At 60.2% G+C, this 24,673-nt stretch carries 27 protein-coding genes, 2 tRNA genes and 1 pseudogene; 11 read left to right on the top strand and 19 right to left on the bottom strand.

Features of this window, described 5'->3' with window-relative positions; all coding sequences use genetic code 11:
- Nucleotides 1-6: 6 nt before the first annotated feature.
- Nucleotides 7-726: an alanyl-tRNA editing protein gene (locus tag ACZ5WT_RS14415; RefSeq protein ID WP_464284473.1), complete on the top strand. Its 720-nt coding sequence runs from the start codon at nucleotides 7-9 to the stop codon at nucleotides 724-726.
- Nucleotides 727-732: 6 nt separating this feature from the next.
- Here the strand turns inward: ACZ5WT_RS14415 and ACZ5WT_RS14410 are convergent, their stop codons facing one another.
- From ACZ5WT_RS14410 to ACZ5WT_RS14390, 5 genes are all read right to left on the bottom strand, one after another.
- Nucleotides 733-1,764: an amino acid ABC transporter substrate-binding protein gene (locus ACZ5WT_RS14410; RefSeq protein ID WP_464284472.1), complete on the bottom strand. Its 1,032-nt coding sequence runs from the start codon at nucleotides 1,762-1,764 to the stop codon at nucleotides 733-735.
- Between the two features lie 110 nt (nucleotides 1,765-1,874).
- Nucleotides 1,875-2,675: an amino acid ABC transporter ATP-binding protein gene (locus ACZ5WT_RS14405; protein ID WP_464284471.1), complete on the bottom strand. Its 801-nt coding sequence runs from the start codon at nucleotides 2,673-2,675 to the stop codon at nucleotides 1,875-1,877.
- Between the two features lie 5 nt (nucleotides 2,676-2,680).
- Nucleotides 2,681-3,808: an amino acid ABC transporter permease gene (locus ACZ5WT_RS14400; protein ID WP_464284470.1), complete on the bottom strand. Its 1,128-nt coding sequence runs from the start codon at nucleotides 3,806-3,808 to the stop codon at nucleotides 2,681-2,683.
- Nucleotides 3,809-3,817: 9 nt separating this feature from the next.
- Nucleotides 3,818-5,008 carry an amino acid ABC transporter permease gene (locus ACZ5WT_RS14395; RefSeq protein ID WP_464284469.1) on the bottom strand — a complete coding sequence of 397 codons (1,191 nt, stop codon included), beginning with the start codon at nucleotides 5,006-5,008 and terminating at the stop codon, nucleotides 3,818-3,820.
- A gap of 110 nt (nucleotides 5,009-5,118) precedes the next feature.
- Entirely contained in the window at nucleotides 5,119-6,135 is a 1,017-nt protein-coding gene (locus ACZ5WT_RS14390) for an amino acid ABC transporter substrate-binding protein (protein ID WP_464284468.1), read from the bottom strand.
- Between the two features lie 218 nt (nucleotides 6,136-6,353).
- Here ACZ5WT_RS14390 and metC point away from each other — a divergent pair, with 218 nt between their 5' ends.
- Complete coding sequence (gene metC, locus ACZ5WT_RS14385; RefSeq protein WP_464284467.1) at nucleotides 6,354-7,538, top strand: cystathionine beta-lyase; 1,185 nt, start codon at nucleotides 6,354-6,356, stop codon at nucleotides 7,536-7,538.
- Here the strand turns inward: metC and ACZ5WT_RS14380 are convergent.
- Nucleotides 7,520-8,257, bottom strand: a complete 738-nt coding sequence (locus ACZ5WT_RS14380; RefSeq protein WP_464284466.1) for a phosphatase PAP2 family protein — start codon at nucleotides 8,255-8,257, stop codon at nucleotides 7,520-7,522. The genes metC and ACZ5WT_RS14380 overlap by 19 nt on opposite strands.
- A 101-nt stretch (nucleotides 8,258-8,358) precedes the next feature.
- On the opposite strand from ACZ5WT_RS14380, the gene ACZ5WT_RS14375 reads away from it, so the two are divergent.
- The 3 genes from ACZ5WT_RS14375 to ACZ5WT_RS14365 all read left to right on the top strand — a co-directional run bounded on the left by ACZ5WT_RS14375 (nucleotide 8,359) and on the right by ACZ5WT_RS14365 (nucleotide 9,817).
- A tRNA-Pro gene (locus ACZ5WT_RS14375) sits at nucleotides 8,359-8,435 on the top strand.
- A 36-nt stretch (nucleotides 8,436-8,471) separates the two neighbouring features.
- Nucleotides 8,472-8,777, top strand: coding sequence for an ETC complex I subunit (locus ACZ5WT_RS14370; RefSeq protein WP_464284465.1), 306 nt, complete (start codon nucleotides 8,472-8,474; stop codon nucleotides 8,775-8,777).
- 59 nt (nucleotides 8,778-8,836) lie between these two features.
- Nucleotides 8,837-9,817 carry a TraB/GumN family protein gene (locus tag ACZ5WT_RS14365; RefSeq protein ID WP_464284464.1) on the top strand — a complete coding sequence of 327 codons (981 nt, stop codon included), beginning with the start codon at nucleotides 8,837-8,839 and terminating at the stop codon, nucleotides 9,815-9,817.
- A gap of 22 nt (nucleotides 9,818-9,839) precedes the next feature.
- On the opposite strand, the gene ACZ5WT_RS14360 is transcribed toward ACZ5WT_RS14365, so the two are convergent.
- The 10 genes from ACZ5WT_RS14360 to ACZ5WT_RS14315 form a co-directional block, all read right to left on the bottom strand.
- Nucleotides 9,840-10,226, bottom strand: coding sequence for a tautomerase family protein (locus ACZ5WT_RS14360; protein WP_464284463.1), 387 nt, complete (start codon nucleotides 10,224-10,226; stop codon nucleotides 9,840-9,842).
- A 6-nt stretch (nucleotides 10,227-10,232) separates the two neighbouring features.
- The gene (locus tag ACZ5WT_RS14355; RefSeq protein WP_464284462.1) at nucleotides 10,233-11,384 is read right to left on the bottom strand and encodes a Gfo/Idh/MocA family protein; all 1,152 of its coding nucleotides are present in this window, start codon (nucleotides 11,382-11,384) and stop codon (nucleotides 10,233-10,235) included.
- A gap of 3 nt (nucleotides 11,385-11,387) precedes the next feature.
- The gene (locus ACZ5WT_RS14350) at nucleotides 11,388-11,882 is read right to left on the bottom strand and encodes a GyrI-like domain-containing protein (RefSeq protein ID WP_464284461.1); all 495 of its coding nucleotides are present in this window, start codon (nucleotides 11,880-11,882) and stop codon (nucleotides 11,388-11,390) included.
- Nucleotides 11,882-12,937: a sugar phosphate isomerase/epimerase family protein gene (locus ACZ5WT_RS14345; RefSeq protein WP_464284460.1), complete on the bottom strand. Its 1,056-nt coding sequence runs from the start codon at nucleotides 12,935-12,937 to the stop codon at nucleotides 11,882-11,884. Before ACZ5WT_RS14345 ends, ACZ5WT_RS14350 begins: the two co-directional genes overlap by 1 nt.
- 145 nt (nucleotides 12,938-13,082) lie before the next feature.
- Nucleotides 13,083-14,222, bottom strand: coding sequence for a Gfo/Idh/MocA family protein (locus tag ACZ5WT_RS14340; RefSeq protein ID WP_464284459.1), 1,140 nt, complete (start codon nucleotides 14,220-14,222; stop codon nucleotides 13,083-13,085).
- A gap of 5 nt (nucleotides 14,223-14,227) precedes the next feature.
- Complete coding sequence (locus ACZ5WT_RS14335; RefSeq protein WP_464284458.1) at nucleotides 14,228-14,977, bottom strand: sugar phosphate isomerase/epimerase family protein; 750 nt, start codon at nucleotides 14,975-14,977, stop codon at nucleotides 14,228-14,230.
- A gap of 167 nt (nucleotides 14,978-15,144) precedes the next feature.
- On the bottom strand, nucleotides 15,145-16,227 hold the full coding sequence (locus ACZ5WT_RS14330) for an ABC transporter ATP-binding protein (protein WP_464284457.1): 1,083 nt from the start codon (nucleotides 16,225-16,227) through the stop codon (nucleotides 15,145-15,147).
- Between the two features lie 4 nt (nucleotides 16,228-16,231).
- The gene (locus ACZ5WT_RS14325) at nucleotides 16,232-17,158 is read right to left on the bottom strand and encodes a carbohydrate ABC transporter permease (protein ID WP_464284456.1); all 927 of its coding nucleotides are present in this window, start codon (nucleotides 17,156-17,158) and stop codon (nucleotides 16,232-16,234) included.
- A complete protein-coding gene (locus tag ACZ5WT_RS14320; protein ID WP_464287216.1) occupies nucleotides 17,155-18,087 on the bottom strand; it encodes a carbohydrate ABC transporter permease in 933 nt (310 codons plus the stop codon). Before ACZ5WT_RS14320 ends, ACZ5WT_RS14325 begins: the two co-directional genes overlap by 4 nt.
- Nucleotides 18,088-18,188: 101 nt before the next feature.
- Nucleotides 18,189-19,430 (bottom strand): ABC transporter substrate-binding protein, encoded by a 1,242-nt coding sequence (locus tag ACZ5WT_RS14315; protein WP_464284455.1) that lies wholly within the window; start codon nucleotides 19,428-19,430, stop codon nucleotides 18,189-18,191.
- Nucleotides 19,431-19,655: 225 nt separating this feature from the next.
- On the opposite strand from ACZ5WT_RS14315, the pseudogene ACZ5WT_RS14310 reads away from it, so the two are divergent.
- The 4 genes and pseudogenes from ACZ5WT_RS14310 to ACZ5WT_RS14295 form a co-directional block, all read left to right on the top strand.
- Nucleotides 19,656-19,757: pseudogene (locus ACZ5WT_RS14310) on the top strand (LacI family DNA-binding transcriptional regulator); the annotation flags it as partial.
- A 39-nt stretch (nucleotides 19,758-19,796) separates the two neighbouring features.
- Nucleotides 19,797-20,690 (top strand): LacI family DNA-binding transcriptional regulator, encoded by an 894-nt coding sequence (locus ACZ5WT_RS14305; protein ID WP_464287215.1) that lies wholly within the window; start codon nucleotides 19,797-19,799, stop codon nucleotides 20,688-20,690.
- A gap of 74 nt (nucleotides 20,691-20,764) precedes the next feature.
- A tRNA-Arg gene (locus tag ACZ5WT_RS14300) sits at nucleotides 20,765-20,841 on the top strand.
- Nucleotides 20,842-21,255: 414 nt separating this feature from the next.
- Nucleotides 21,256-21,540, top strand: coding sequence for a hypothetical protein (locus ACZ5WT_RS14295; RefSeq protein ID WP_464284454.1), 285 nt, complete (start codon nucleotides 21,256-21,258; stop codon nucleotides 21,538-21,540).
- Between the two features lie 414 nt (nucleotides 21,541-21,954).
- On the opposite strand, the gene ACZ5WT_RS14290 is transcribed toward ACZ5WT_RS14295, so the two are convergent.
- Both ACZ5WT_RS14290 and ACZ5WT_RS14285 read right to left on the bottom strand, forming a co-directional pair.
- Nucleotides 21,955-22,425, bottom strand: coding sequence for a hypothetical protein (locus ACZ5WT_RS14290; protein ID WP_464284453.1), 471 nt, complete (start codon nucleotides 22,423-22,425; stop codon nucleotides 21,955-21,957).
- A gap of 45 nt (nucleotides 22,426-22,470) precedes the next feature.
- Nucleotides 22,471-22,620: a hypothetical protein gene (locus ACZ5WT_RS14285; RefSeq protein ID WP_464284452.1), complete on the bottom strand. Its 150-nt coding sequence runs from the start codon at nucleotides 22,618-22,620 to the stop codon at nucleotides 22,471-22,473.
- A 235-nt stretch (nucleotides 22,621-22,855) separates the two neighbouring features.
- Between ACZ5WT_RS14285 and ACZ5WT_RS14280 the strand changes: the two genes are divergently transcribed.
- Nucleotides 22,856-23,488, top strand: coding sequence for a LuxR C-terminal-related transcriptional regulator (locus ACZ5WT_RS14280; RefSeq protein WP_464284451.1), 633 nt, complete (start codon nucleotides 22,856-22,858; stop codon nucleotides 23,486-23,488).
- Here ACZ5WT_RS14280 and ACZ5WT_RS14275 read toward each other — a convergent pair.
- Nucleotides 23,448-23,783: a hypothetical protein gene (locus ACZ5WT_RS14275; RefSeq protein WP_464284450.1), complete on the bottom strand. Its 336-nt coding sequence runs from the start codon at nucleotides 23,781-23,783 to the stop codon at nucleotides 23,448-23,450. The genes ACZ5WT_RS14280 and ACZ5WT_RS14275 overlap by 41 nt on opposite strands.
- Before the next feature lie 293 nt (nucleotides 23,784-24,076).
- On the opposite strand from ACZ5WT_RS14275, the gene ACZ5WT_RS14270 reads away from it, so the two are divergent.
- Nucleotides 24,077-24,619, top strand: a complete 543-nt coding sequence (locus tag ACZ5WT_RS14270) for a response regulator transcription factor (protein ID WP_464284449.1) — start codon at nucleotides 24,077-24,079, stop codon at nucleotides 24,617-24,619.
- Nucleotides 24,620-24,673: the final 54 nt, after the last annotated feature.

Genomic DNA, 24,673 nt, shown 5'->3' with positions numbered 1-24,673 from the left:
TTCCTGATGACCGAATTCCTCTTCCGCGCCGACAGCTACCTGCAATCCACCCCAGCCACCGTGGTTGCGGTGACCGAAGACGGCGGAGTCGTGCTGGACCAGACTGTTTTCTATGCAGCATCGGGCGGGCAGCCTGGCGACAGCGGGCGCATCGTGCGGACCTCGGATCAGGCGGCGTCAGCCATTGCCACCGCGGTGCATCCAGAGGGTGACAAGACCCGAATTGTGCATGTGCCACAGGATGGTGTGTCTGGCCTGGCGGTTGGCGACGAAGTGCTGGTCGAAATCGACTGGGATCGCCGCTACCGGCTGATGCGCATGCACACCGCGCTGCACCTACTCTCCGTCGTCCTGCCGTTTCCGGTCACGGGCGGTTCGATCGGCGAGGACAAGGGGCGGCTGGATTTCGACATGCCCGACGTGCCGGAGGATCTGGCGGCGCTGGGCGAAGCGCTCAACGGCCTCGTCGCCGGCAATCAGGCGGTGACGGATGAGTGGATCAGCGATGCCGAAATGGCTGAAAATCCCGACCTGATCAAGACCATGAACGTCAAACCGCCTATGGGACAAGGACGCGTGCGGCTGATCCGTATCGGCGACATCGACCTGCAGCCCTGCGGCGGTACGCATGTGCGAAATACCAGCGAAATCGGCCCGCTGGTGCTTGGCAAGATCGAGAAAAAAGGCAAACAAAACAGGCGCGTAAGCCTGTTGTTTGCCAGCTAGATTCCGCTAGCGGACGGGCGGCGCGTAGAGCAGGCCACCATTCGCCCAAAGGCCATTCTGCCCCCTGAGCAGGGCCGCACCTGTCTGCGGCCCGAAGTGGCGATCATAGAGTTCGCCATAGTTGCCCACCGCCCGGATAACATCGGCCATGAAGGTCCGCGACAATCCCAGGGGCGTGCCGAAATCACCATCCACCCCGAGCATGCGCCGCACGGCCGGGGTCCGGGCAGCCATCAGAGAGTCGATATTGAGCGAGGTGATGCCCACCTCCTCCGCGTTGACCAGCGTGAACAGGGTCCAGCGCACGATGTTGAACCACTGCTGGTCACCTTCGCGGACGACCGGCCCGAGCGATTCCTTCGAAATGCGCTCCGGCAAGATGCGGTGCGCCGATGGATCTGGCAGCGCGCGGCGGATGGCCTGCAACTGCCGTCCTGAGGCCGACACAGCCTGGCAAAGCCCGGCCTGATAGGCCACGTTCAGATCGCCGACGTCTTCGTAGGGCACTTCGGTGTAGCTGGCCTGGTTGGCGAAGAAGAACTCCTGAAGCCGCTCAAGCTCTTCGCCGCCGTCGATCACGCAAACGCTGATCTGGTCGAGCTCGAAGGCCGATACCACGCCCATCGACTGCGGAACGAGGAAGGCCTGGCCATCGAAGAAGGCCGTACCCACATAGCTGGCGCCATAGAGCGTATCGCGCCGCTCGGTCCAGGGACCATTGCGCGTGAGCACGTCGACCATGCCCGTCTGGAGCGCGGCAAAGCGGGCCTCGCCCCGTAGGGCGCGGAACTCGATCTTCTCGGGGTCGCCGAACACGGCAGCAGCAACGCCGCGGCACAAATCGACGTCAAAACCCGACCAGCGTCCCTGTGCATCTTGCTGGGCGAAGCCCGGTAGCGCGCTGGTGGCCCCACAAATCAGGAAGCCGCGTTCGCGCACTGTTTCCAGCGTCTGGGCGCTGGCAGAGGTCGACGCGAGCGTGACCACGCAGGCAAAGCCTGCCGCCAGTGACAGCAATCGCTTGAAAAAACTGTTCAATCTCGGGCTTCCCTGCCTGCTGTCGGTATATTGGCAGGCGGCAATGCGGGGTCAAGCCAAGGGTGGGATTGCCCTGTGCATTGTGACAGGGCAATCCGCAATTTGCTTGGTTAGTGCAGGATCTGGCTGAGGAAGAGCTTGGTGCGTTCGTGCCGTGGATTGGAGAAGAATGCCTCCGGCTCGTTCTGCTCGATGATCTGCCCCTGATCCATGAAGATGACGCGATTGGCCACCTGGCGGGCAAAGCCCATTTCGTGGGTCACGCAGATCATGGTCATGCCCTCTTCGGCAAGGCTGATCATCACCTCGAGCACTTCCTTGACCATTTCCGGGTCAAGCGCCGAGGTGGGTTCGTCGAACAACATGATCTTGGGCTGCATGCAGAGCGAGCGGGCGATCGCCACGCGCTGTTGCTGCCCGCCCGACAACTGGCCGGGGAACTTATTGGCCTGCTCGGGGATCTTCACCCGCTCCAGATAATGCATGGCGGCGTCCTCGGCTTCGGCCTTGGGCACGCCCCGCACCCAGATCGGCGCCAGCGTCAGGTTCTGCAGGATTGTCAGATGGGGGAACAGGTTAAAGTGCTGGAACACCATTCCAACCTCGCGCCGCACCTCGTCGATGCGCTTGAGATCGGCCGTCAGCTCAACACCGTTGACGATGATCTTGCCTTCCTGGTGCTCCTCCAGCCGGTTGATGCAGCGGATTAGCGTCGACTTGCCGGACCCGGAGGGGCCCGCAATGACGATACGCTCGCCCTCCATCACCTTGAGGTTGATGTCCCGCAGCACATGGAAATCGGCGTACCACTTGTGCATGCCGATCACATCGATCGCCACGTTGGTCTTCGAGACCGTCATGCGCGGCGGCCGGGGCGCCTGGTCTGGGGTAGTTTCGGAGATTTGCGACATGAGAACTACCTCTTGTAACCAGTGTTGAGACGACGCTCCATGTACATGGAATAGCGCGACATGCCGAAGCAGAAGACCCAGAATACCATGGCGGCGAATAGATATCCGGTGGTTGGGGTGTGCGCCGACTGCCACTCGAGAGCGGTGTCATTCTTGGTTTTGACCGCTTCGAGCAGGTCCTTCATGCCCACGATGTAGACGAGCGACGTGTCTTTGAAGAGCGAAATGAAGTTATTCACGATCCCTGGGATCACGTGCTTGAGCGCCTGGGGCAGAATGATGAAATACATCCGCTGCCAATAGCCGAGGCCGAGCGATGCGCCAGCCTCGTATTGCCCACGCGGAATGGCCTGAAGACCCCCGCGCACCACCTCTGCCAGGTAGGCAGAGGTGAACAACGTAACACCCACCAGCGCCCGCAGCAGTTTGTCGACCGTCATGCCCTGAGGCATGAACAGCGGCAGCATGATCGAGGCCATGAACAGGATGGTGATCAGCGGAACGGCGCGTACCAGTTCGATGAAGGCGATACACAGCGTCTTGATCACCGGCATTTTCGACTGGCGCCCGAGGGCAAGTATGATGCCGATGGGGAAGGACAGCGTGATACCCACCACCGAAATGATGAGGGTTATCAGCAGGCCGCCCCATTTCTCCGTCGGGATTGGCATAAGCCCGAAGACGCCACCGGCGAGCAGGTAGTAGCTGACAACCGGATAGACGACGAGAAACAGGATCGCGTTGATCCTCTTATATGGCACCTTTGGCATCAGCAGCGGCACGAAGAGCAGCGCACCCAGCGCAAAGACGATGTTGGGGCGCCATTGCTGGGGGATGTCGTAGAAGCCGTAGATGAAAAACTCCATTTCGGCCGAGATATAGGCCCAGCACGCGCCCGCATTCTCCATGCGGCACTCTTCGACGGTTCCATTGGGACCGACGGCGTGGCCGATGAAGAAATTGTAGAGCGGCGGGATCACCCACAGCAGGAAGAGCACACCGAGCCCGGTCAGCACGGTATCCAGAGGCGAGGCGAACAGGTTCTTCTGGGCCCAGGCCACTGCCCCCGTCGTGCGACGGGGTGCAGGTTTCGGGGGAACCAGGTCGGAGCGAACAAATCCAATATCGGTCATTATCGGCTCCTATCGCTCAACCAGACTGACGCGGGCATTGTACCAGTTCATTATCGCCGAGGTCAGCAGCGAGAAGGTCAGATAGACCAGCATGACCAGCGCGATACACTCGATGGCGCGTCCCGTCTGGTTTAGGGACGTTCCTGCGAAAACGTTGACCAACTCGGGATAGCCGATGGCCGCGCCAAGCGAAGAGTTCTTGGTGAGGTTGAGGTACTGGCTGGTCAGCGGCGGTACGATGACCCGCATGGCCTGGGGAACAATGACGAGACGCAGCCGGTCGCCTTCCTTCAGACCCAGCGACTGCGCCGCTTCGGTCTGCCCCTTGTTCACTGCGACAATGCCACCGCGAACCGTTTCGGCGATGAAGGCGGCTGTATAGATGGTCAGCCCGAACGCCAGAGCGAGAAACTCTGGCGGGAGCTGCACGCCACCGCGGAAATTGAAGCGTTCCAGTGCCGGCACTTCGAAAGCCACGCTGGCGCCACTGATGATGAACACCAGGGTGGGCAGAGCAATCAGGATCGCGACAGAGGACAGAAACACCGGGAACCGCAGACCCGTGGTTTCGAGCCGTATGCGAGCCCAGCGTCGAAGAGCGATGACGGCGACGATGGCCAGCGCAACCCCGATCCAGACGAAGCCGAATTGTGCATCGGGGATGGGCTTGGGAACGAAGATGCCGCGCTGGTTGATGAAGGAGTCGAAAGGCAGCTCATAGGATGCGCGGACAGCCGGCATCGACTTCAGCACCGCGAAGTACCAGAAGAATAGCTGGAGCAGCAGCGGGATGTTGCGGATGATCTCGACATAGACCGTTGCGAGGCTCGAGACGATGAAATTGCTGCTCAACCGGGCAATACCGATGGTGAAGCCCAAGATGGTCGCGAGCACAATGCCGATGAACGCGACCAGCAGAGTGTTGGTAATGCCGACCAGGAATGCTTCCCAGTAGATGGAGGCCCTGGACCAGGGGATCAGCGAGAAGCTGATATCAAACCCGGCGGTCTTCCAGAGAAAATCGAAACCAGTCGTCTTGTTCTGTGCCGCAAGGTTCGCGGCCGTATTGCCTACGATCCAGATGACAAACGTGGCCAATAGCGCAGCGACAGCGACCTGGTAGATGATCCCTCGAATTACGGGATCGTTATAGAAAGATACCTTGGGGGCGTCGGCGGGCCCCGTTTCAAGTGTGGTCATGAGTCAGATGTCCTCATACCGCCGGGGCGGCTTTCCACGAGCCACCCGCAGGATGGCCAGCATGGAACAAAAAGGCCCGGCGCTCCAGTGGGGCGCCGGGCCATGTTCACCTAGCGGATCGGCGGGGCGTATTGGATGCCGCCGTCTTTCCAGAGCGCGTTCAGGCCGCGCGCCAGCCCGATGGGGGTTGAGGGCCCGACGTTGCGCTCGTAGGTCTCGGCATAGTTACCGACCAGTTTGACGATCTGGTATGCCCAATCCTTGGACACGCCGAGGGGAGTACCGAAATCGCCCTCAACGCCCAAAAGGCGCTTGATTGCCGGGTTGTCGGAGCCAAGCATCTCATCGACGTTGGCAGAGGACACGCCGAGCTCTTCGGCTTCGAGCAGCGCGAAATAGGTCCAGCGGGCCAGGTTGAACCAGGCAGTGTCGCCAGCGCGAACGACCGGGCCCAGCGGCTCCTTGGAGATCACTTCGGGCAGGATGATATGGTCATCCGGCACTGCGAACTTGGAACGTTCGGCAGCCAGGGCCGAGGAGTCCGTGGTGTAGACGTCGCAACGGCCGTCTTCATAAGCCTTCACCACTTCGTCCTGGTCGACGAACACGACGGTGTTGAAGACCATGTTGTTGGCGGCAAAGTAGTCGGCGGCGTTCAGTTCGGTCGTGGTGCCCGATTCAATGCAGACTGCGGCGTCGCTGAGATCGAGAGCCGAGGCAATGCCGTCGGCCTTGCGAACCATGAAGCCCTGACCGTCATAGAACATGGTGCCAACGAAGCTGATGCCAAGCTGGGTGTCGCGGCTCATGGTCCAGGTCGTGGTACGCGAGAGCACGTCGATTTCACCGGAGGACAGCGCGGTGAAGCGCTCCTGGCTGGTCAGCGAGGTGTAGCGCACTGCATCGGCATTGTTGAAGATGGCGGCAGCCATCGCGCGACAGAAGTCGACTTCAATACCAGTCCAGACGTTGTTGGAGTCGGGTGCGGAGAATCCGGGAACACCCCCGGTCACGCCGCACTGCACGTATCCCTTTGCCTTTACGTCATCGAGAATAGCTGCTTGCGCTGCGGTCGCGCCGAGGCCGAGTGAGGCGGCAAGCGCGATCGTTACGAGCGTTTTTTGCATTGTTTTGCCTTTTGTTTCCTGACCTATATCCCGGGATTATCGGAGTACCCCATCGCCCCGGCGGCACCCGCCGCCTATCGTGGCAGTTTTGATGCTGTTAAGCATGCAACCGTCAATTTTACCCTTCGTCAAGGGATGATGCTGGCATGAGACAGTAAAGCTGTCGTTTTATTAGACACATCTAGCCCACTGAACTGATAATGAGCACTGAGCCTATTATGACTGACAATAAAAGCGGCAATTCCGACGCCCTATCAGTGGAAACCGTGCTGACCCATCATGGGCGCAATCCGGACGATCAGTTCGGATTCGTCAACACCCCGGTCTATCGCGGCTCAACTGTGCTGTTCAAAACGCTGGCGGATATCGAAGCCCAGCAGCAGCGCTTTCTATATGGCCGCGCCGGCAACCCCACGACCGAGGGCGTTGAGTCAGTGATCACTCAGCTGGAGGGTGCCTATCGCACACGCCTGCTGCCATCGGGCCTCTCCGCCATCACGGTTGCCCTGCTCGGCTGTGTGCAGGCCGGCGACGACGTTCTGATGACGGACAGCGCCTATGAGCCGAGCCGGGCCTTTGCCGATGGCTTCCTTGCCCGCATGGGGGTGACCACGCGCTACTATGATCCGCGCATCGGCGCCGGCATTGCTGACCTCATGCGGCCGAATACTCGCGCCGTGCTGGCCGAAAGCCCGGGCTCGCTGACCTTCGAAGTGCAGGATATTCCGGCAATCGCCAAGGCCGCCCACGCCAATGGCGCCCGCCTGATCGTCGACAACAGCTGGGCCAGCCCACTCTATATGCAGCCGCTGAAACTTGGAGCCGATATCGTTGTGCATTCCGGCACCAAGATGTTCGTCGGGCACTCTGATGCCTTTGCCGGCACGATCTCGACAACGGAGGAAGCGTGGGCCGGCGTTGAGCGAACCCGGCGCGAACTCGGTTTCTTCACCTCGGGCGATGAAGCCTTCATGGTGGCGCGTGGCCTGCGGACGCTGGCCATCCGCATGAAGGAGCATCAGCAACGGGCGCTTGAGATTGCCCAGTGGCTGGAAACGCAGGAGGTGGTGCAGGTGCTTCACCCCGCCCTGCCGAGCCATCCGGATCACGCGCTGTGGAAGCGCGACTTCAGCGGATCAGGCAGCCTGTTTGGCGTGCTGCTGGCCCCTGCCCCACGGGCCTCGGTCGCGGCTTTTCTCGATGAGATGTCGCTGTTCAGCATGGGCTATTCATGGGGTGGCTATGAAAGCTTGTGCCTGCCGGTGAAGCTCACCAAGAACCGCACCGCCAAACCGTGGACGGCAGAAGGCAATCTGTTCCGCCTGCATATTGGCCTTGAAGGCGTCGAGGACCTGAAGGCTGACCTGGCAGCGGCGATTGCTCGCTATGCCCGCGCGCGCTGAAGTGCGCTCCTGATCGCAACGAGAGGCCGACGGACGATGTGCCCGTCGGCACGCTGCTCGAACAAAACGCCACGGCGCGCGAAGATGTTACGCACCAGGTATGCGCCGAGCATGCCGACGACGAGGCCAGCGAAGACGTCCGTGGGGTAATGCATGCCCACCGGCACCCGCGAAATGCCAACGACCACACCGATCGCCAGGAAATACGGGAAAAGTCGCGGCCACAGGAAGCCGACGACGAAGGCCAACGCAATCGCCGTGGTGGTGTGGCCCGAGGGGAAGCTCTGGAAATTCCAGTCATTGAAGACGTGTTGGAACGAAAAGGCCCCATGGGCTTCAAATTCTACGGGGCGGCTACGACCAATTAGACGCTTGAGCAGATTGGAGATCAGGCCCGGCGCACCCACTCCAAGAAAGATGAAGCCTGACAGCGTCGCCAGTTCCCGGGATACCGACCTCACCTGCCCGGAGAGCACGAAGCCCGCCAGTAGTGACACAAGCAGAATCGCAAGGCTGGGAATCAGCACCCAGTCCGACAGACCGTAGTCGGTTATCGCGAAAAACGGGGCTCGCCATGCATCGGGCCAGGCAATCGCGGTGCGAGATGCCCAGACGTCGATCTGCGAAAGCAGCGCCACTCCCAACACGACACCGAAACAAAAAAGCGGCCAACGGCGGCTATCCAGGCCAAGCGGCCATTTCTTGGTAAGATCGATCATGCCGCTTTTGTGCCTGTCCACATCCTTCTGCGTCAATAGCAGCACTAAGTGCATAGGCCACTTGCCCTTTGCATTCGAACAGTCTAACGGAATGGCTGTCTCGGAGTGTAGCTCAGCCTGGTAGAGCACCGGTTTTGGGAACCGGGGGTCCAAAGTTCGAATCTTTGTACTCCGACCATCATTTTGCGTTAGCGTATCGTGTAGAGGACTTTGCATGACCGCCCGTATCTATCGCCCGGCCCGCAACGCCATGCAGTCGGGTAACGGCAAGTCCAAGCAGTGGGTGCTGGTTCACGAAATGGCCGCACCGCGCGAAATAGATCCACTGATGGGCTACACGACCTCGACGGATACCCGGCAGCAGGTTCGCCTCAGCTTCGACACCCTCGAATTGGCAGAAGCTTACGCGCAGAAGAACGGCATCGCCTATTCGGTGCAGCCTGCGCATGACCCTATTCCCAAGCGTGTCAGCTACCCGGATAATTTCAAATCCGATCGCAAGACGCCCTGGACCCACTAGGTCAAACCTCTCCCAGAGATTCTGATATGCGCCGCAAGTGATTGTGGCGCATTTGTTTTTTGGCCTTCCACGACAAAGCCGTTCCGATCCCCGGGGCTGCTTACGCCCTTCTGCTCGCGTATTTGGCAGCGTATGATGTCCACATCGACGAGGTCCGCCATAGGGGAGCGCCCATGAAGTTGTCAGCCCGAAAGCTCCTGCCTGCCGTTGCCCTGCTTGGTCTGTCAGTGCCCGCGCATGCGGCACCTGCCCTGTGGGAGGTTCGAGATGGCGACAGTAGCATCTGGCTGTTTGGCTCCTTCCACATCGTGCAGCATGGCACCGAATGGCGCACTCCCCTATTCGACGACATCTTGACCGAATCTGACCAGGTCGTGTTCGAGACCGACATTCGCCCAGCCGCTGTTGCCCAGATGACTGCGGAGGCCTTCGTGCGCGGGATCTACACCGACGGCACCATGCTGACCGACATTCTCGATGATGAGCTGGCAAACGAGTTGCGCCTGCATGCCGCAAGCTACGCGCTGCCGCCCGGCATGCTCATGGCCATGCGTCCATGGATGGCCACCAACACGATCAGCGTGGCCGCCCTGGCGGATGCAGGATTCAGTGAGCAAGGTGTCGAGTTCACACTGCAGCCCGAACTGGATGCATCGCGGATTGGCTTCCTGGAAACCGGCGAACAGCAGCTGGACGTTCTGGCCGGTGCGCCGGAAGACGAGCAAATCGCGATGCTGCGAGCCACGCTAGATCAACTCGACGACCTGCCCAAGCTGATGGACAAGATGATGATGAGCTGGACGTCGGGTACGCCTGAACATCTGGCCAAGATGTTCCTCATGGAAATGGGGGGCTTCGAAGAAGCCTTCATGGATCGCCTGATCTACGACCGGAATCACAACTGGATTCCGCCGCTCAAGACCATGCTGGCGAACAACGAGAAGAACATAGTCATTGTCGGCGCCGCGCATCTGGTTGGCGCCAACAGCGTTGTCGACCTGCTGGAGCAGGCCGGATACGCGGTGAAACGGATACAGTGACCGGGTTGCCGGCCACTCTTTCCTAGACGTCAACCTTGAAACCCAGGTCAATTTCGCTGGCTGGCAGGCCGCGTAGCCCCCAATTGTGGCGGTCGACCTCGATCAACACCACCTTGATGTCTACGGGATCAAGGCCGAATGGCGCCAGGCGCGTTGCCAAGGCCGCGTAGAGCCGGCGCTTGGCTTCGATAGTTCGCCCGGCGAACAGGGTGATCTCGATGTTTGTGTGCCGAGGACTGCCGCCGGCATGCTTGAGCATGTCGGCGGGGTCGTACTGAGTGAGGCGAATATCCCGATCGTTCTCCGGGATCAGGATGCCCTCCATCAAGGCCTGCTGGATTGCATCGAGGAAATCGGCCCGGCGGTCGCCAAGCCAACCGCTGGCGGTTTCAACGCGTGTGGAAGGCATTGACGATCAGACCTCGCTCAACCGGGTCCACTTGCCGTCGTTGTGGCTGGACTGGACCGAGGCGGTGATGAACTGCATGCCCTCGACGCCGTCGGTCAAAGTGGGCAAAAGGCCCTCATAAGCAGCGCCCTCACCGCGGATCACGGCGGCGAACTGGCTGTAGAGTGTTGCAAAAGCTTCCAGATACCCCTCGGGGTGACCGGACGGGATGCGAACATTCATCGTCGAGGCCGCATTGCCCGAGATGGCGCCGCCGCGCGTCAGCAGCTGCTTTGGCTTGCCGAATTCGGTGAACCACATGTAGTTGGGATTGTCCTGGCGCCATTCGATACCGGCCTTTTCGCCGTAGACGCGCAGCTGCAGGCCATTCTCGCACCCCACAGCCACCTGGCTGGCCCAAAGCATGCCCTTTGCGCCGCCTTCGAAGCGCAGCATGATGTGGACGTTGTCATCCAGCTGGCGGCCCGGCACGAAACTGGAGAGATCTGCCGACACCGCCTCTGTCTTTAGGCCGGTGACGAAGCGGGCTAGGTTGTAGGCGTGGGTGCCGATATCACCGATGGCGCCACCTGCCCCGGAGCGCGCCGGATCGGTACGCCAGGAGGCCTGCTTGTTGTCGGCGTCGGCTTCAACGGCCAGCCAATCCTGCGGATATTCGACCTGTACGACGCGGATCTTGCCCAGCGCGCCGGACTCCACGAGCTCACGCGCCTGACGCATCAAGGGGTAGCCAGTGTAGTTGTGCGTCAGCAGAAACCGGGCACCATTTTTGGGCTTGATGGCAGCAAGCTGGCGCGCATCTGCCAGCGTGCTGGTAATTGGCTTGTCACAAATGACGTGAATGCCGGCTTCGAGGAATGCCTTGGCCGGGCCGTAGTGCATATGGTTTGGCGTGACGATCGAAACGGCCTGGATGCCGTCGGGACGGGCGGCCTCGGCGCGGGCCATTTCCTCGTAGGAGTTGTAGATGCGGTCATCGGCCAAGCCGAGATTGCGGCCGGATTCCAATGCCACGTCGGGACGCGACGACAAGGCGCCCGCCACCAGGTCATAATCGCCGTCGATGCGGGCCGCGACGCGGTGTACGTAGCCGATAAAGGCCCCAGTGCCGCCGCCAACCATGCCAAGGCGAATCCGCTTTGCGCCATTCTCAGCCATGTTTCAGTCTTTCGTGTTTTCTGCAGTCTCCGGCGCGGCGATCGGATCGATGCCAACGTAGAGATCGTGGTGTGTGATTGATCCATCGGCCTGATAGCCGAAATCGAGCTTGAAAATGCCCGCCGCCAAGCCCTGCTCCTCGGCGTCATCGTAGATCGCCTGGAAACTGGAGGCGATGGCCTTCAGCGATCCGGTGTGGAGGAGGTGCCGATAAGTGTTGGCGGGAATGTGTAGCAGCGACATGCCCGCAGGCGCCTTGCGACATCCGGAAACGACCTGACCAACAAACTCGCGGTAAATGCCATCCTCCATGGCGAGGCTGACCCCGACATGGCTGCCAACCGACCGCGACGCGTCGGCAATGGCATCGCTCTCGGCAAACAGGCGCCGCCAGGCTTCTGGCACGACTTTGGGCAGGTCTTGCCAGCCTCCCGAAACCGGGAGGCCGACAATGGTAAGCGCGTCCAGCGATACGGTTTGGATCGCCGGATCAGCCATCAGTCCAGACCCAGGATCTTGCGGTTGGCGGCAAGATCGGTGCCGGCGGAAGCGAAGTCGTCGAAGGCGTGTTCGGTGACGCGAATGATGTGGTTCTTGATGAACTCAGCACCTTCACGAGCCCCATCTTCGGGGTGCTTGATGGCACATTCCCATTCGAGCACGGCCCAGCCCGCGAAGTCGTACTGCGCCATCTTGGAGAAGATGGAGGCGAAATCGACCTGACCATCGCCGAGCGAACGGAAGCGCCCTGCCCGGTTGATCCAGCTCTGGTAGCCCGAATACACGCCCTGGCGGCCGGTTGGATTGAACTCGGCATCCTTGACGTGGAACATCTTGATACGCTCGTGGTAGATGTCGATGTAGTCGAGATAGTCGAGCTGCTGCAGCACAAAGTGGCTGGGATCGTAGAGCAGATTGGCGCGCGGATGGTTGTTTACGCGCTCGAGGAACATCTCGTAGGTCACGCCGTCGTGCAGGTCTTCGCCCGGATGAATCTCGTAGCAGACGTCCACGCCGTTTTCGTCGAACACATTGAGGATCGGCGTCCAACGACGGGCCAGTTCGTCAAAGGCTTCTTCGACAAGGCCTGCGGGGCGCTGCGGAAACGGGTAGAGGAATGGCCAGGCCAGCGCACCCGAGAAGGTTGCGTGCTCGGTAAGGCCCAGATTCTTCGAGGCCTTCGCGGCCCAGTGCAACTGCTGAACTGCCCATTCCTGGCGAGCCTTCGGATTGCCATGGACGGAAGCTGGCGCAAAACCATCCAGCATCGTGTCATAGACCGGGTGCGCAGCGACCAGTTGGCCCTGCAGGTGCGTCGACAGTTCGGTGATTGCCAAGCCGTGCTCGGCGGCCGTGCCGGCCAGTTCGTCAGCGTAGGTCTTGGACGTCGCTGCCTTTTCGAGGTCGATCAGGCTGCCGACCCAGGTCGGGATCTGCACGCCCTTGTAGCCGTAGTTTGCGGCCCAGCCGCAGATCGCGTCGAAGGAATTGAACGGGGCAGCGTCACCAGCGAACTGCGCCAGAAATATTGCGGGCCCCTTGATGGTACGCATGTCGTTTCTCCTCTATAGGCGCTTGGCGCCTCGTTATTTTGTTCCGACTATTTGCAAAAACAGGCGGCGGTTGACCGCCGCCTGCGCAGAACATTTGCATGACTGTTGACTGGCCTGCCCTGGCTGTCAACGCAGTCAGGAATGACTACTTCAACAGGGACGCCGCTTCGGCCGGAGTCAGGGCCTTTGGCCGCTCGCAGGTGGTCGACAGGGTCAGAACCTGGCCGCTTTCGCCCGCCTTGAGCAGGCTGGTCATGACATCCACAGCATGCAGCGCGACATCGAGGCCGCAACGGGCCGTGTAGCCGCCATCGATCGAAGCGATCATGTCGGCAAGACCAGCCGTACGGTAGTTGGCGCGCGGGTTTGCGGATTCGAGATCCTGATTGGCCTTGCCGAAGGGGTGATCCCACGGCGTCACCGGCGAACGTTCACCGGCAACATTGGCCGTAACCAGGTCGCCGCCGAAGAAGTTCGGATCGGGCACGAAGATCGACCCATCAGTGCCATAGAGCTCGATATTGTGGTGGCCGTGCGCCGCCACGTCCCAACTCGCCCCGATGGTGATGATGGCCCCGGAGACGAACTCCAGCACGCCGTGAATGGTGGTAGGGGTGCCGACCCGAACGAAAGTACCCTTGTATGCGCCCTCGGCCGTCACTTCGCGCTCGGTGCGAGCCATGTTGGTGAAGGCCGACAGGCGCTTCACCGGCCCGAGCAGATGGATCAGCTCGGTGACATAGTATGGGCCCAGGTCAAGGATCGGGCCAGCGCCGGGCTGGAAGAAGAAGTCCGGATTGGGGTGCCAATGCTCCATGCCGCGGCTCATGACGTGCGTGGTGCCGCTCATGATCTTGCCGAGCTTGCCGCTATCGATGATGTCGCGCGCCTGCTGATGGGCACCACCCAGGAAGGTATCGGGAGCCGAACCGACCTTGAGGTGGCGATCATCGGCGGCCTTTTTGAGGGCCATGCCCTCTTCCAGCGACAGCACAAAGGGCTTTTCGGAATAGGCGTGCTTACCGGCCGAAATAATATCCATCGACACCGAATAGTGGGTCGCCGGGATCGTCAGGTTCACAATGACGTCGAGCTCGCTGTTCTTGAGCAGCTCGTCAGGGGTCTGAGCACGAACACCGAATTCCTCGGCACGTTTCTGTGCGGCGGCGGGGATGATGTCGGCAACAGCACGAACCTCGAGCCCCTTGAACAGAGGCGCGAGGCGGAGATAGGCGCTCGAAATATTGCCGGCACCCATGATGCCGACGCCAAAAGTCTTGGCCATTTCAGTTACTTCCACTTCTTGGCGGTAGCGATGGAGCGCGATGCAAAGCGCTCTGCATCCGCAGGCTTGTCGTGTTCGGCGACGAAATACTGGGCCTTGGTCTTGGCCTGGACGGTGCCGATCAGGTTGTCCCAGCCGAGGACGCCGTGGCCGACATCGGCCCAGCCGTCTTCATCCAGGTTCTGGCCTGCCGAGGCGATATCCTTGACGTGGACCGCGGTGATGCGATTGCCATAGCGCTCGAACCACTTGACCGGATCGGCCTTGCCACGAACCACCCAGGCGACGTCGCATTCCCATTCGATATCGGGCGCGGTCTCAAGGACGATTTCCATCGGCGTGCGGCCCGAGGTGGTCGGCACGAATTCGAAGTCGTGGTTGTGCCAACCAAAGCCGTAGCCTTCCTTGGTGTAGCTCTCGCCGGCCTTGGCTAGCATCTCAGCCAGTTCGAGCCACTTGGACTCGTCTTCGCTGCGCCCTTCCGGCCCGATGTGGGGGCAATAGATCTTCTTCATGCCGAGCGTTTCGGCCGTCTTGAGGGTGGTGGACACGTCCGCCACCTGCGCCGGGCCGAAATGGCCTGTCGGCATGGTCAAGCCGTTGTTCTTAAGGTTGGCAGCAAGGCCGGCGGCGTCTTCATAAAGCCCGCCATATCCTTCAACCTGCGTGTAGCCCAGCTTTCCGAGCTTGCCGAGAAACTCCGGCAAAGAGGGGTAGTTGCGTGCACTATAGAGCTGGAATGACAATACGGTCATCAGGGCCTCTTATACGTTGGAGCGCGCCTTTTGGCGTCGCCTGCATGTTGGGTAGCGCTGTTCAGGGGAGCTGTCGCGCCAGTGAGTTAGGCCAATCACCGCAATAGTAATATTGGCCATTTTCGCTGAGGCGGGGCGCCTGTGGGCGCCGCCGCCGAAGTGAGGTCTCAGAGACGATTGGTCGTTTCGGAGCTGAAGAACGAGCCGCGTGCCGGATCAAAGCCAATGACCAGTTTCTGGCCAGGCACCAGATGAACGTCGCTGGCAGCGCGGAAGGTGACTGACTTCCCAGCAATGGTCGTCCAGGCGAGCGTGTCTGAACCCATCGGCTCGACAATCTCGATTTCCACCTCGGCCTTGAACGGCAACCGCGCGGCATCGTCGCCGAGCAGAATGTGTTCAGGACGAACACCCAGCACCGCCTTTGTGGTGCCGGCGGGGGCCGCCGTGAACTCGTAATTGCCGACCGGGATAACCGTGCCATCTTCGGCCGTGAAGCTCGATCCGTTCAAGGTGCCGTCGATGAAGTTCATCGAGGGCGAACCGATGAAGCCGGCGACGTAGAGATTGACCGGCTTGTTGTAAATGGTGTGCGGATCGGCCAGTTGCTGGATCACGCCATTCTTCATGATGGCGATGCGATCAGCGAGCGTCAGGGCCTCGATCTGGTCGTGGGTGACGTAGATCATGGTGTTCTTGAGCCGCTGGTGCAGGCGCTTGATCTCGACGCGCAGGTCCGAACGGAGCTTGGCATCGAGATTGGACAGCGGCTCGTCGAACAGGAACACGTCCACGTCGCGCACCAGGGCGCGGCCGATGGCGACGCGTTGGCGCTGGCCGCCCGACAGGTTGGCAGGCTTGCGGTTCAGCAAGGGCTGGATCTGCAGGATTTCGGCAGCACGCGCCACGCGCTGGTCGACCTCTTCCTTCTTCATGCCGGCAACGCGCAGGCCGAAGGAGAGATTCCGTTCCACAGTCATCTGCGGATAGAGCGCATAGGACTGGAATACCATGCCGATGCCGCGGTCCTTGGGCTCTTCCCAGGTGACGTTCTTGCCATTGATGAAGATCTGGCCGGCAGACACGTCAAGCAGGCCCGCGATGCAATTGAGCAGAGTGGACTTGCCGCAGCCCGAGGGTCCGAGCAGGACGATGAACTCGCCCTGCGCGATATCGAGATTGAGCGTCTCTAGGACCTTTACGCTGCCGAAGCTGAGCGAGAGATCGCGGATGGATACGCTGTGTTGCATGAGATTATCCCTTCACGGCGCCGGCGGCGACGCCGCGAACGAACAGCTTACCGGACACGAAATAGATGATGAGCGGCACAAGCCCGGTCAGAATGGTGGCGGCCATGTTGACGTTGTATTCCGGGCTGCCCTGCGCCGAGTTGACGATGTTGTTGAGCTGCACGGTCATCGGGTAGTTCTGGTTGCCGGCAAAGACGACGCCGAACAGGAAGTCGTTCCAGATGCCGGTGATCTGCAGGATCAGCGCCACCACGAAGATCGGCAGCGACATGGGCAGCATGATCTCGAAGAAGATGCGCCAGAACCCTGCCCCATCGACACGTGCAGCCTTGAACAGTTCCTGCGGCAGCGAGGCAAAGTAGTTGCGGAACAGCAGGGTCAGGATTGGCATGCCGAAGATGGTGTGGACCAGGATGACGGCCCAGAGGCTACCGAAGATGCCCATTTCGCGCGTCAGCATCACCAGCGGATAGAGCATCACCTGATAGGGGATGAACGAACCAAAGATGAGGACGGCGAAGAAGAAGTCGGCACCCTTGAAGCGCCAGTTGACCAGCGCATAGCCGTTCACTGCGGCGATAAAGATCGAAACGATCGTGCTGGGCACGGTGATCTTGACCGAATTCCAGAAGCCCGGTGCCAGGCCTTCGCAATTGAGGCCGGTACATGCGCTGCTCCAGGCCTTCACCCATGCGTCGAAATTCGGGGCAACGGGCAAGGCGAAGATGTTGCCGAAGCGGATCTCAGGCATCGTCTTGAACGACGTGATGATCATCACATAGAGCGGGAACAGGAAGTAGATCGAGAAGAAGACCAGCACCGAATAGAGCATGATCTTGCGCGGGGTGAAAAACGGCTTGGGCCGGGGGCCGCTGGGGCCGTCGGTCGCCGCGGCCACAGCGGGGCCAGTCATAGTTGCGGTCTGGCTCATGAGCGGCGCCCCTTTCCGCCAAATTCAAGATAGGCCCACGGAATGACGATGATCAGCACGGTGAGCAGCATCATGGTCGACGCGGCCAGGCCCTGCCCGATATTGCCGGCGCCAAACATGTAGGTGATGACGTATTTTGCCGGCACTTCCGAGGAGATGCCCGGGCCGCCGTCGGTCAGCGCCACGACAAGGTCGTAGAGACGCACGATGCCGGAACCGATGAGCACCACGGCGGTGACGAACACGCCGCGCATCATGGGAAGAACAATGGAGAGATAGGTGCGCCATGTCGGGATGCCGTCGATGCGAGCGGCCTTCCAGATTTCGTCGTCGACGCTGCGCAGACCTGCCAGCAGCAACACCATGGTAAACCCGACGCCCTGCCAGAGGCCGGCGATCAGGATTGCGAACAGCACCATCTTGGAGTTGTTCAGCCAGTCGAAAGTGAAGCTGGTCCAGCCCATATTGCGCAGGGTGCCCTGCAGGCCCAGCGTTGGGTTCATGATCCACTGCCAGACCAGGCCGGTCACGATGAATGACAAGGCGAATGGATAGAGCATGATGGTGCGGAAGGCGCTTTCGAAGCGGATCTTCTGGTCCATCAGCACGGCGAGAATGAAGCCGATGCCGAGCGTGAACACCAACGAGAACACGCCGTAGACCATCAGGTTGGTGACCGAGATGTTCCAGCGCGCTGTCTTGAACAGGCGCTCATACTGATCGAAGCCAACGAAGGTGTTGCTCGGCAGCAGGCGTGAAGCGGTGAAGGAATAATATACTGTCCAGATCGTGCAGCCGATGAACACGACCAGCACGGTGGCGATCATGGGGCCAGCTGCAATCTTGGCGGCCAGGTTTTTGACGAAAATATTGTGCAGAGTGCGGCCCAAACCGGCGGGGCGAGCACTGCTCTGCTCTTGGACTACGATGTCCGCCATAGATCTCTCTCCAGAGTGAGCGGCCGGCTTGAATAATCAAGGCCGGCCGCTGCTTGTCAGGCGAGACCGATTACATCGGCACCTGGCCGATATTAGTCGGCCTGTTCGATGATCTGAGCATAGCGCTCAATGTAGTCATCGACGGTGATCGAGTCGTCATCGAGGAACTCGATGCTCAGGTCCTGCATCTGCTGCTGGGTGTCGCTGGAGAGCGCGAAGTCACCGGAAGGCAGCAGGCCGTTGTCCAACAGGACCAGGGCCTTCTTCATGCAGGCATTGGCACCGCTCAGGTCGACGTCGGTACGGATCGGCATCGAGCCCTTCTTCAGGTTGAAGGCGAGCTGGGCTTCAGGCGAGATCAGCAGCTTTGCGAGATCCGTCTGAGCCTGGATCACTGCCTCGTCGGTGCCAGCAGGCAGGACGGGGAAGTAGAAGGCGTCGCCGCCGCCGGTCAGCTGGTCACCCAGGCCGAGAGCAGGCAGACATTCGTAGTCGACGCCGGGGACGCCGCCAGCGACCTGCAGGTCACCCTGCAGCCAGTCGCCGTGGATATTGCCAGCTGCTTCGCCGGACAGGAGCTGGTTGCCCACGTCTCCGAACGAAGGAACCATCATCTCGGGCGAGACCACCTTGCGGAGGGCGTCGAGAGCTTCGGCAACCTTGCGGAATTCCGGACCACGGACAGCGGATGCGTCCTTGTCGCGGTTGACGGCGAGCACGAGATCGCTGCCACCGATGCCGGACATCAGAACGCCCGGGACGCCGGAGATCGGCCAACCGGTAGCCAGACCGAACGGCAGGATGCCTGCAGCCTGCAGGGCCGGCCAGCTGGCGACATACTCGTTCCAGTCCTTCGGAACGGGCTGGCCAATCTTTTCGTAGGCCTTGGTCGAAAGCCACAGCCAATCCCACGAGTGGATGTTGACCGGGAAGCAGTAGATCTTGCCGTCATAGGTGCAAGGCTCGAGCAGCGAAGCGTCGACGTAGAAGTCCTTGATGCCCATTTCGTCGGCAATCGGGGTCAGGTCGCGCATCAGGCCAGCCTTGATGAGCTCCTCAGCATCGCGGCCGGTGTTCATCTGGGTTGCGCCCATCGGGTCGCCACCGATGATGCGGCCAATGATGACGGGGTTGGCACCGGTGCCGGAGCCTGCCAGGGCGCTGTCGACCCACTTGTTGCCGGTTTGCTCTTCGAAGACGCGGGCAAACTCGGCGACGGCAGCAGCTTCACCGGCCGAAGTCCACCAGTGCGTGACTTCCAGATCAGCGGCCATGACGGCGGTGGTGCCGAGCAAAGCAGTTGCCATAGCGGCAACCACTGCAAATTTATTCATAGTTGTCCTCCCAACGATCACTTGGAGCGATGCGCTCCCGCGAGCAGCCAGCCGCTAGGTTGTTTTCTCCTGAAACATCCCGAGCTGGCGGCGTGTAATCGATTGCATTTTTAGTGTCTCGAAATCTCTGCAATCGATTGCATTACTCTCATACACGTCTTGCGTGCCTGTCAAGATCGATTTAGACAGATTGCCAAGTTGACAGCCGGAGGGGTGTTGTCACGCATGTCTCTGGTCAAAAAAACGCCGACAATTCAAGATGTTGCGCATTATGCGCGCGTATCGACGGCCACTGTAAGCCGCGCTCTTTCGAGCCCGGAACGGGTCAGCGAGAGCAGTCGCGCAAGAATTTCTGAAGCAGTGCGCGTGACAGGCTACACACCCAACCAATCAGCCCGCTCGCTGCGTCAAAAAACGGCCCGAACTATCCTTGTCGCTCTGCCCGATATTCGCAATCCGTTCTTCTCGACCATCCTCGATGCGGTCGAGAGGGAGGCGGCCAGACGCGGCTATGGCGTACTGATCGTGAACCGCTTTGCCGCCGAAGAATCCGGCCGGCAGATGCGCGACTACTTTCTCTCAAATCGCGTTGACGGCCTGCTGCTGTTTGACGGGTCCGTGGACCTCAAGCAGTTGATGCTGCTGAAGGATGGTGAAACGCCCGTCCCGCTTATCGTGGCCTGCGAAGAAATCCCCAAGGCCCCCTTCCACACGGTCAAGACGGACAACGCATACGCCGCTGAGCAAGCCACGCGCCATCTCATCGAACTGGGTCACACTAGAATCGGCCACATCCGGGGCCCTGTGGGCAATGTGCTCACCGGCGAACGTGAGTCGGGGTTCGTTCGAGCGATGCAGGCGGCGGGGCTGCCGGTTCGCCCCGAATGGATGTTTGCGGGGGCCTTCGAAATGGAGGCTGGGCACATCGCCGCCGGCCGGTTTGCCGGTCTGGCTGATCGCCCCACGGCAATCTTCGCCGCCAACGATGAGTGCGCGATCGGGCTACTCTCGGGTTTGCGCCAGTTCGGCATTGAATGCCCGCGCGATATTTCGGTTGTTGGCTTCGACGACCTGGCCGTTTCGGCCCATATCTGGCCCCCCCTCACCACGATGCGCCAACCGCGAGATGCCCTAGGCCGCATCGCCGCCGGCGCGCTGATCGACGTTATCGAGGGTGACCGGCACATCACCGTGCCGATGCATATGGTGCTCAGCTCGGAGTTGATCATTCGCGGAAGCACCGCCCGCCCCCATTCTTAGTGCGCAGACTGTTGGGCATCCGCTCAAAAGGCATTCCCTTTGCGCGCAAATGCTTTAAATGGGGCGCTTGAGCTGGTCCCGTAGCTCAGCTGGATAGAGCAGCAGCCTTCTAAGCTGTTGGTCGCAGGTTCGAGTCCTGCCGGGATCGCCATAAACTCCACATTTCCCAGCAATTTCAATGGCCTTGCCCCTCACCGGCGCAAATCTCGGGCCCTTGATTCCATTGGCAGATTTGGCGCGGCCCCCGCACCTTTCTGCCCTGTTCCGGGTAGGAGATAGACGATGGCAGTTCGACTGGAAGTGACAAAAGTGCTCTCGGCCGCAGCAGAGGGACGAAGCGATTTCATGCGGCAAACGGCGTTCATAGCCGACCGCATCCATCGTGGTGGCTACACAGGAACCGTTGCAACAATCCTGCGCCATTTGAAGGGGGCCGCGGCATCGGGGCTGCTACAGCGCTCAGAGTTTGCAGCAGGCGGATATGGCTACACATGGTGCCTGACTGACGATGGGTGCAATTTCTTGGCCGATACCCTTCCGTCCCCTTCCCGATAGGAAGAGACAGATGAGCGAGGCTGACTGCGAACTGTTGTCTGAAGCCCTTGACCTCTGCGTCCGCGCGAGAAAGCTGGATGCCCAGGACCGAGCCAACGCCGCTGTCTCCGCGTCGGCGGATCCTGACGCCATGCGCGATCTGCTGCCAAGGCTTGCCGCTAGACACAATGAGCGCTTCCCTGGCCAGCCTATGGAAAGCCGCTCGGCCACCATTCCTTTATGGGTGCAGGATCAATATGAGCGCGACCTTGCAGACTGGGAGCGTCGCGCCCGCCAACATTTGATGAAGTCCTGACCATGCGCCGCCTCTCTGACCACCAGCACCACATCCTCGCGGTCGTGAACAAGCACGGCCGAATCTGCATCGGACTCCCGGTGGATGCGGAATGGGCGCCGATTGCTTCCGAGCTGAGACAGTTGGCCAAGTGGCGATTCCTGATCGAGGACGCCACCGACGACGGCCCAGCGTATGAGCTGGCACCGGCAGGACGCGCATTGATAGGGCGGTGACGAAACCGCCGACCTCGGCTACCGTCACAGAATGAGAGTTCCTTCGATCAACACAGCCCGAGACAAGGAGATCGCGCGTCTCCGCCGGCTGCTGGCCCACTTCGAAGCAATACCCCCGCATCAACGAGAGAACGAGTTCGCCGATGTCCGAGCGCAATCGGTGCGTGTGATGCTCAAGGATCTCGGGGCCGACCCGCAATCATAGCCACCTACCCCGCTTCCTACGCGCCCATGGGTTCGGAGGGCCGATGAGCACACCGCCGGTTTTCTCCGCCAGCTTCTCAGCCCTCGCTTGAGCCTTGCGGAACTCCCGAGATTCCGAGGCGATCTCCTCGTTGCTTTTGATCCCCAAGCGCTTCCGCTCAGCGACGAAGGCCCGATACCGCTCGAGCGACTCTTCAAGGCTCATTGGAGGCTGGTGGTTGTGGCCGCCTTGCCCTCCGTTCAATCCCGGCGTGTCAGACGACAACACAAGCCGGATATCTGCCGAACGCCGGCCGCACTTCTCGCAGACGAAGCGCTGGAGGAAAGCCGTACGGTTGGCAACCACGTCGAAGTCGACGCCGAAATACTGGATGAGCTGATCGATGTTTGGCGTCCAGCTATGGTGGCACGCCGGACCGCCGTTGGGCTTGCAGTAGAAGATCAGCCCCTCACCGCTTGCCTTCATTTCTCCGAGCGTAGACACAGATGCAGGTTCCGCCGCCGATCATGTTTACTTCTTGATCGCGTGCTGCACAGCCAGCGCCTCGCGTACGATAGAAGGCGCAAACCCCGTCAGCTTGACGATATCCTCGGCGTCCAGACCCGTGGCCTTCAAGCGACGGATTTGGACGGCGCGCGGCACCTTGATTTCGATTCCCATTTCACACCTCCAGAATGAGAACGAACTAGGAACATTGGCCCGGAAGAGTCAATTCACGTGATGGAGTACGTAGGGCGCCCTCCCCTTCGAACTGAGGCATAAAATGTCGCCCTGAACTCTTCATGCAGAATGGGGCTGGCAACAAACATGTCAAATGCAGTATGAATTTCTGATCAAACGGTAAAATATTCGAATCGACGCATAGCCTTAGCGGGCCACACAGGAGTGTAACCGCATGACGCGAGTGGCGAATTGGACACCCGACCGACTGTTATTTCGTGATCTGGTAGAGACTTCGCCTCTACTGGCGTGGATCACGGAAGCCGATGGGTACTGCATTTACTTGAGCAGCACTTGGTATGAAGTCACAGGGACCCCGCCACGAGAAGGAGAGGGCTACGGTTGGCTGAACGCTGTGCACGACGATGACAGAGCGCGCGTTGGTAGCGTTTTCTTCACAGCCGTACAAAGCCACAGTCCGTATGGGGTCAGCTATCGCCTACTGAAAAAGGATGGCTCGTTTGTTCTAACCTGGGCACACGGCGTGCCTCGTTTCGAAAGCGGGTCGTTTCAAGGCTATATCGGCGTGACAACAACGATTGATCAGTATGCCGAGAAGATAGAGAGTCGCCCGCCTGCTGCGCACGTCCCAGTGCTCACGCAGCGCGAACGCGAGGTGCTCACCCTAATTGCCACCGGCCGCACGTCGGAAGCTGTTGCCGCTCAACTTGGTATAACTACGAAAACCGTCAACGTGCACGCTCAAAACGCCGTCACGAAACTCGGCGCCTCCAACCGAGTCAGCGCGATCGTTCGGGCCTACAAGCTCAATGAGATTCAAATCTTCCCCGAAGAGGCACCACTGTAGCGCTCAGCAAGGGCCGCTCCACGAGGCTGCCCCATTCGCGCATCCAGACGTCGCGATCGCCGGTCAAAGTGAGCTGAGCGTGGGCCGAAGTCGCCACGAGCACACCGTAGCTGAGAGCAAATGGCAGACGCATGAATTCGTCAGCCGGCCTTAGCGACAGGCCCTGCCCCTCGAGGTCGTGCAGCACCCAATCTGGCGCACTGACGATGCCGCCACGCAGTCCATCTTGCCACATCATTTCGATGACAACATCGGCGGGGCGATGGTGCGGTGAGTAATAAAAACTACCAATCATGCCGGCCGCCTCGTGCTTCGAGCACGATAATAAGGCACAGCAACCACCTCAACGCAACCGGTTGCCTGCAGCATTGCCTAGGCAATATTGCCAATACGCCGCGAAAACAGCCTCCACCGTCGATAATACTACGGCATTCAGCCAATAGCCGACGGGATGACCGTACGTCATCCTCCGCAAGCGTTAGTTCAAATGGGGGGCGCCGTTCGATGTCAAACCATAGCACTTCCACCCGCGACCGACTGATCTACATTGTCGATGCGGACGCAGACACCTGCGAGAGAATATCCGTCATGTTCCGCCTTGAAGGCTTCAGTACGGCTTATTTTACCGATGAGCGACAGCTCCTGAGCGCCTTGGGGCGAGCGCCGCCCGATATCGTCCTCATGAGTGTGGAAGCCGACAATAGCCGTGGCCTGAGTGTGCTATCCCATCTCAAGCGCTTTCACGGTGCACTACCGGTATTCTCGATGGTAGGAAGGGGCAGTGTCGAGGCAGCGGTGCAGGCCATGAAATACGGCGCTTGGGATGTGGTCACCAAACCCTTAGACAGTGTCAGGTTGCTCGGCCTGGTTTTGGGTACTCCGCGAAACCGGTCTCCCACTCAAAGCCCGAACTCAGTCGCTCACGACGTGGAAATCACAGGATTCCCGGCGCTCACTGCAAGGGAGCGCGAGGTAATGAACTTGATCGTCAACGGAGAAAGCAGCAAATCAGCTGCTCTGGTACTAGGCATTTCCTTCCGGACAGTAGACGTTCACCGCCAACGGGTGATGTCGAAAGTCGGGGCGGAAAACACCGCGGACCTAATTCGGATTGCGCTGACAAGTCGATAAGGCAATGGCAGGCCGTCTGCACGTTGGCGGCCTTTCTCGTCTCATATCGGTGAT

It is taken from the genome of Devosia sp. T2-14 (assembly GCF_055397495.1).
The sequence above is the reverse complement of the archived record's forward strand: the minus strand, read 5'-3'. Positions and strand labels throughout refer to the sequence as shown.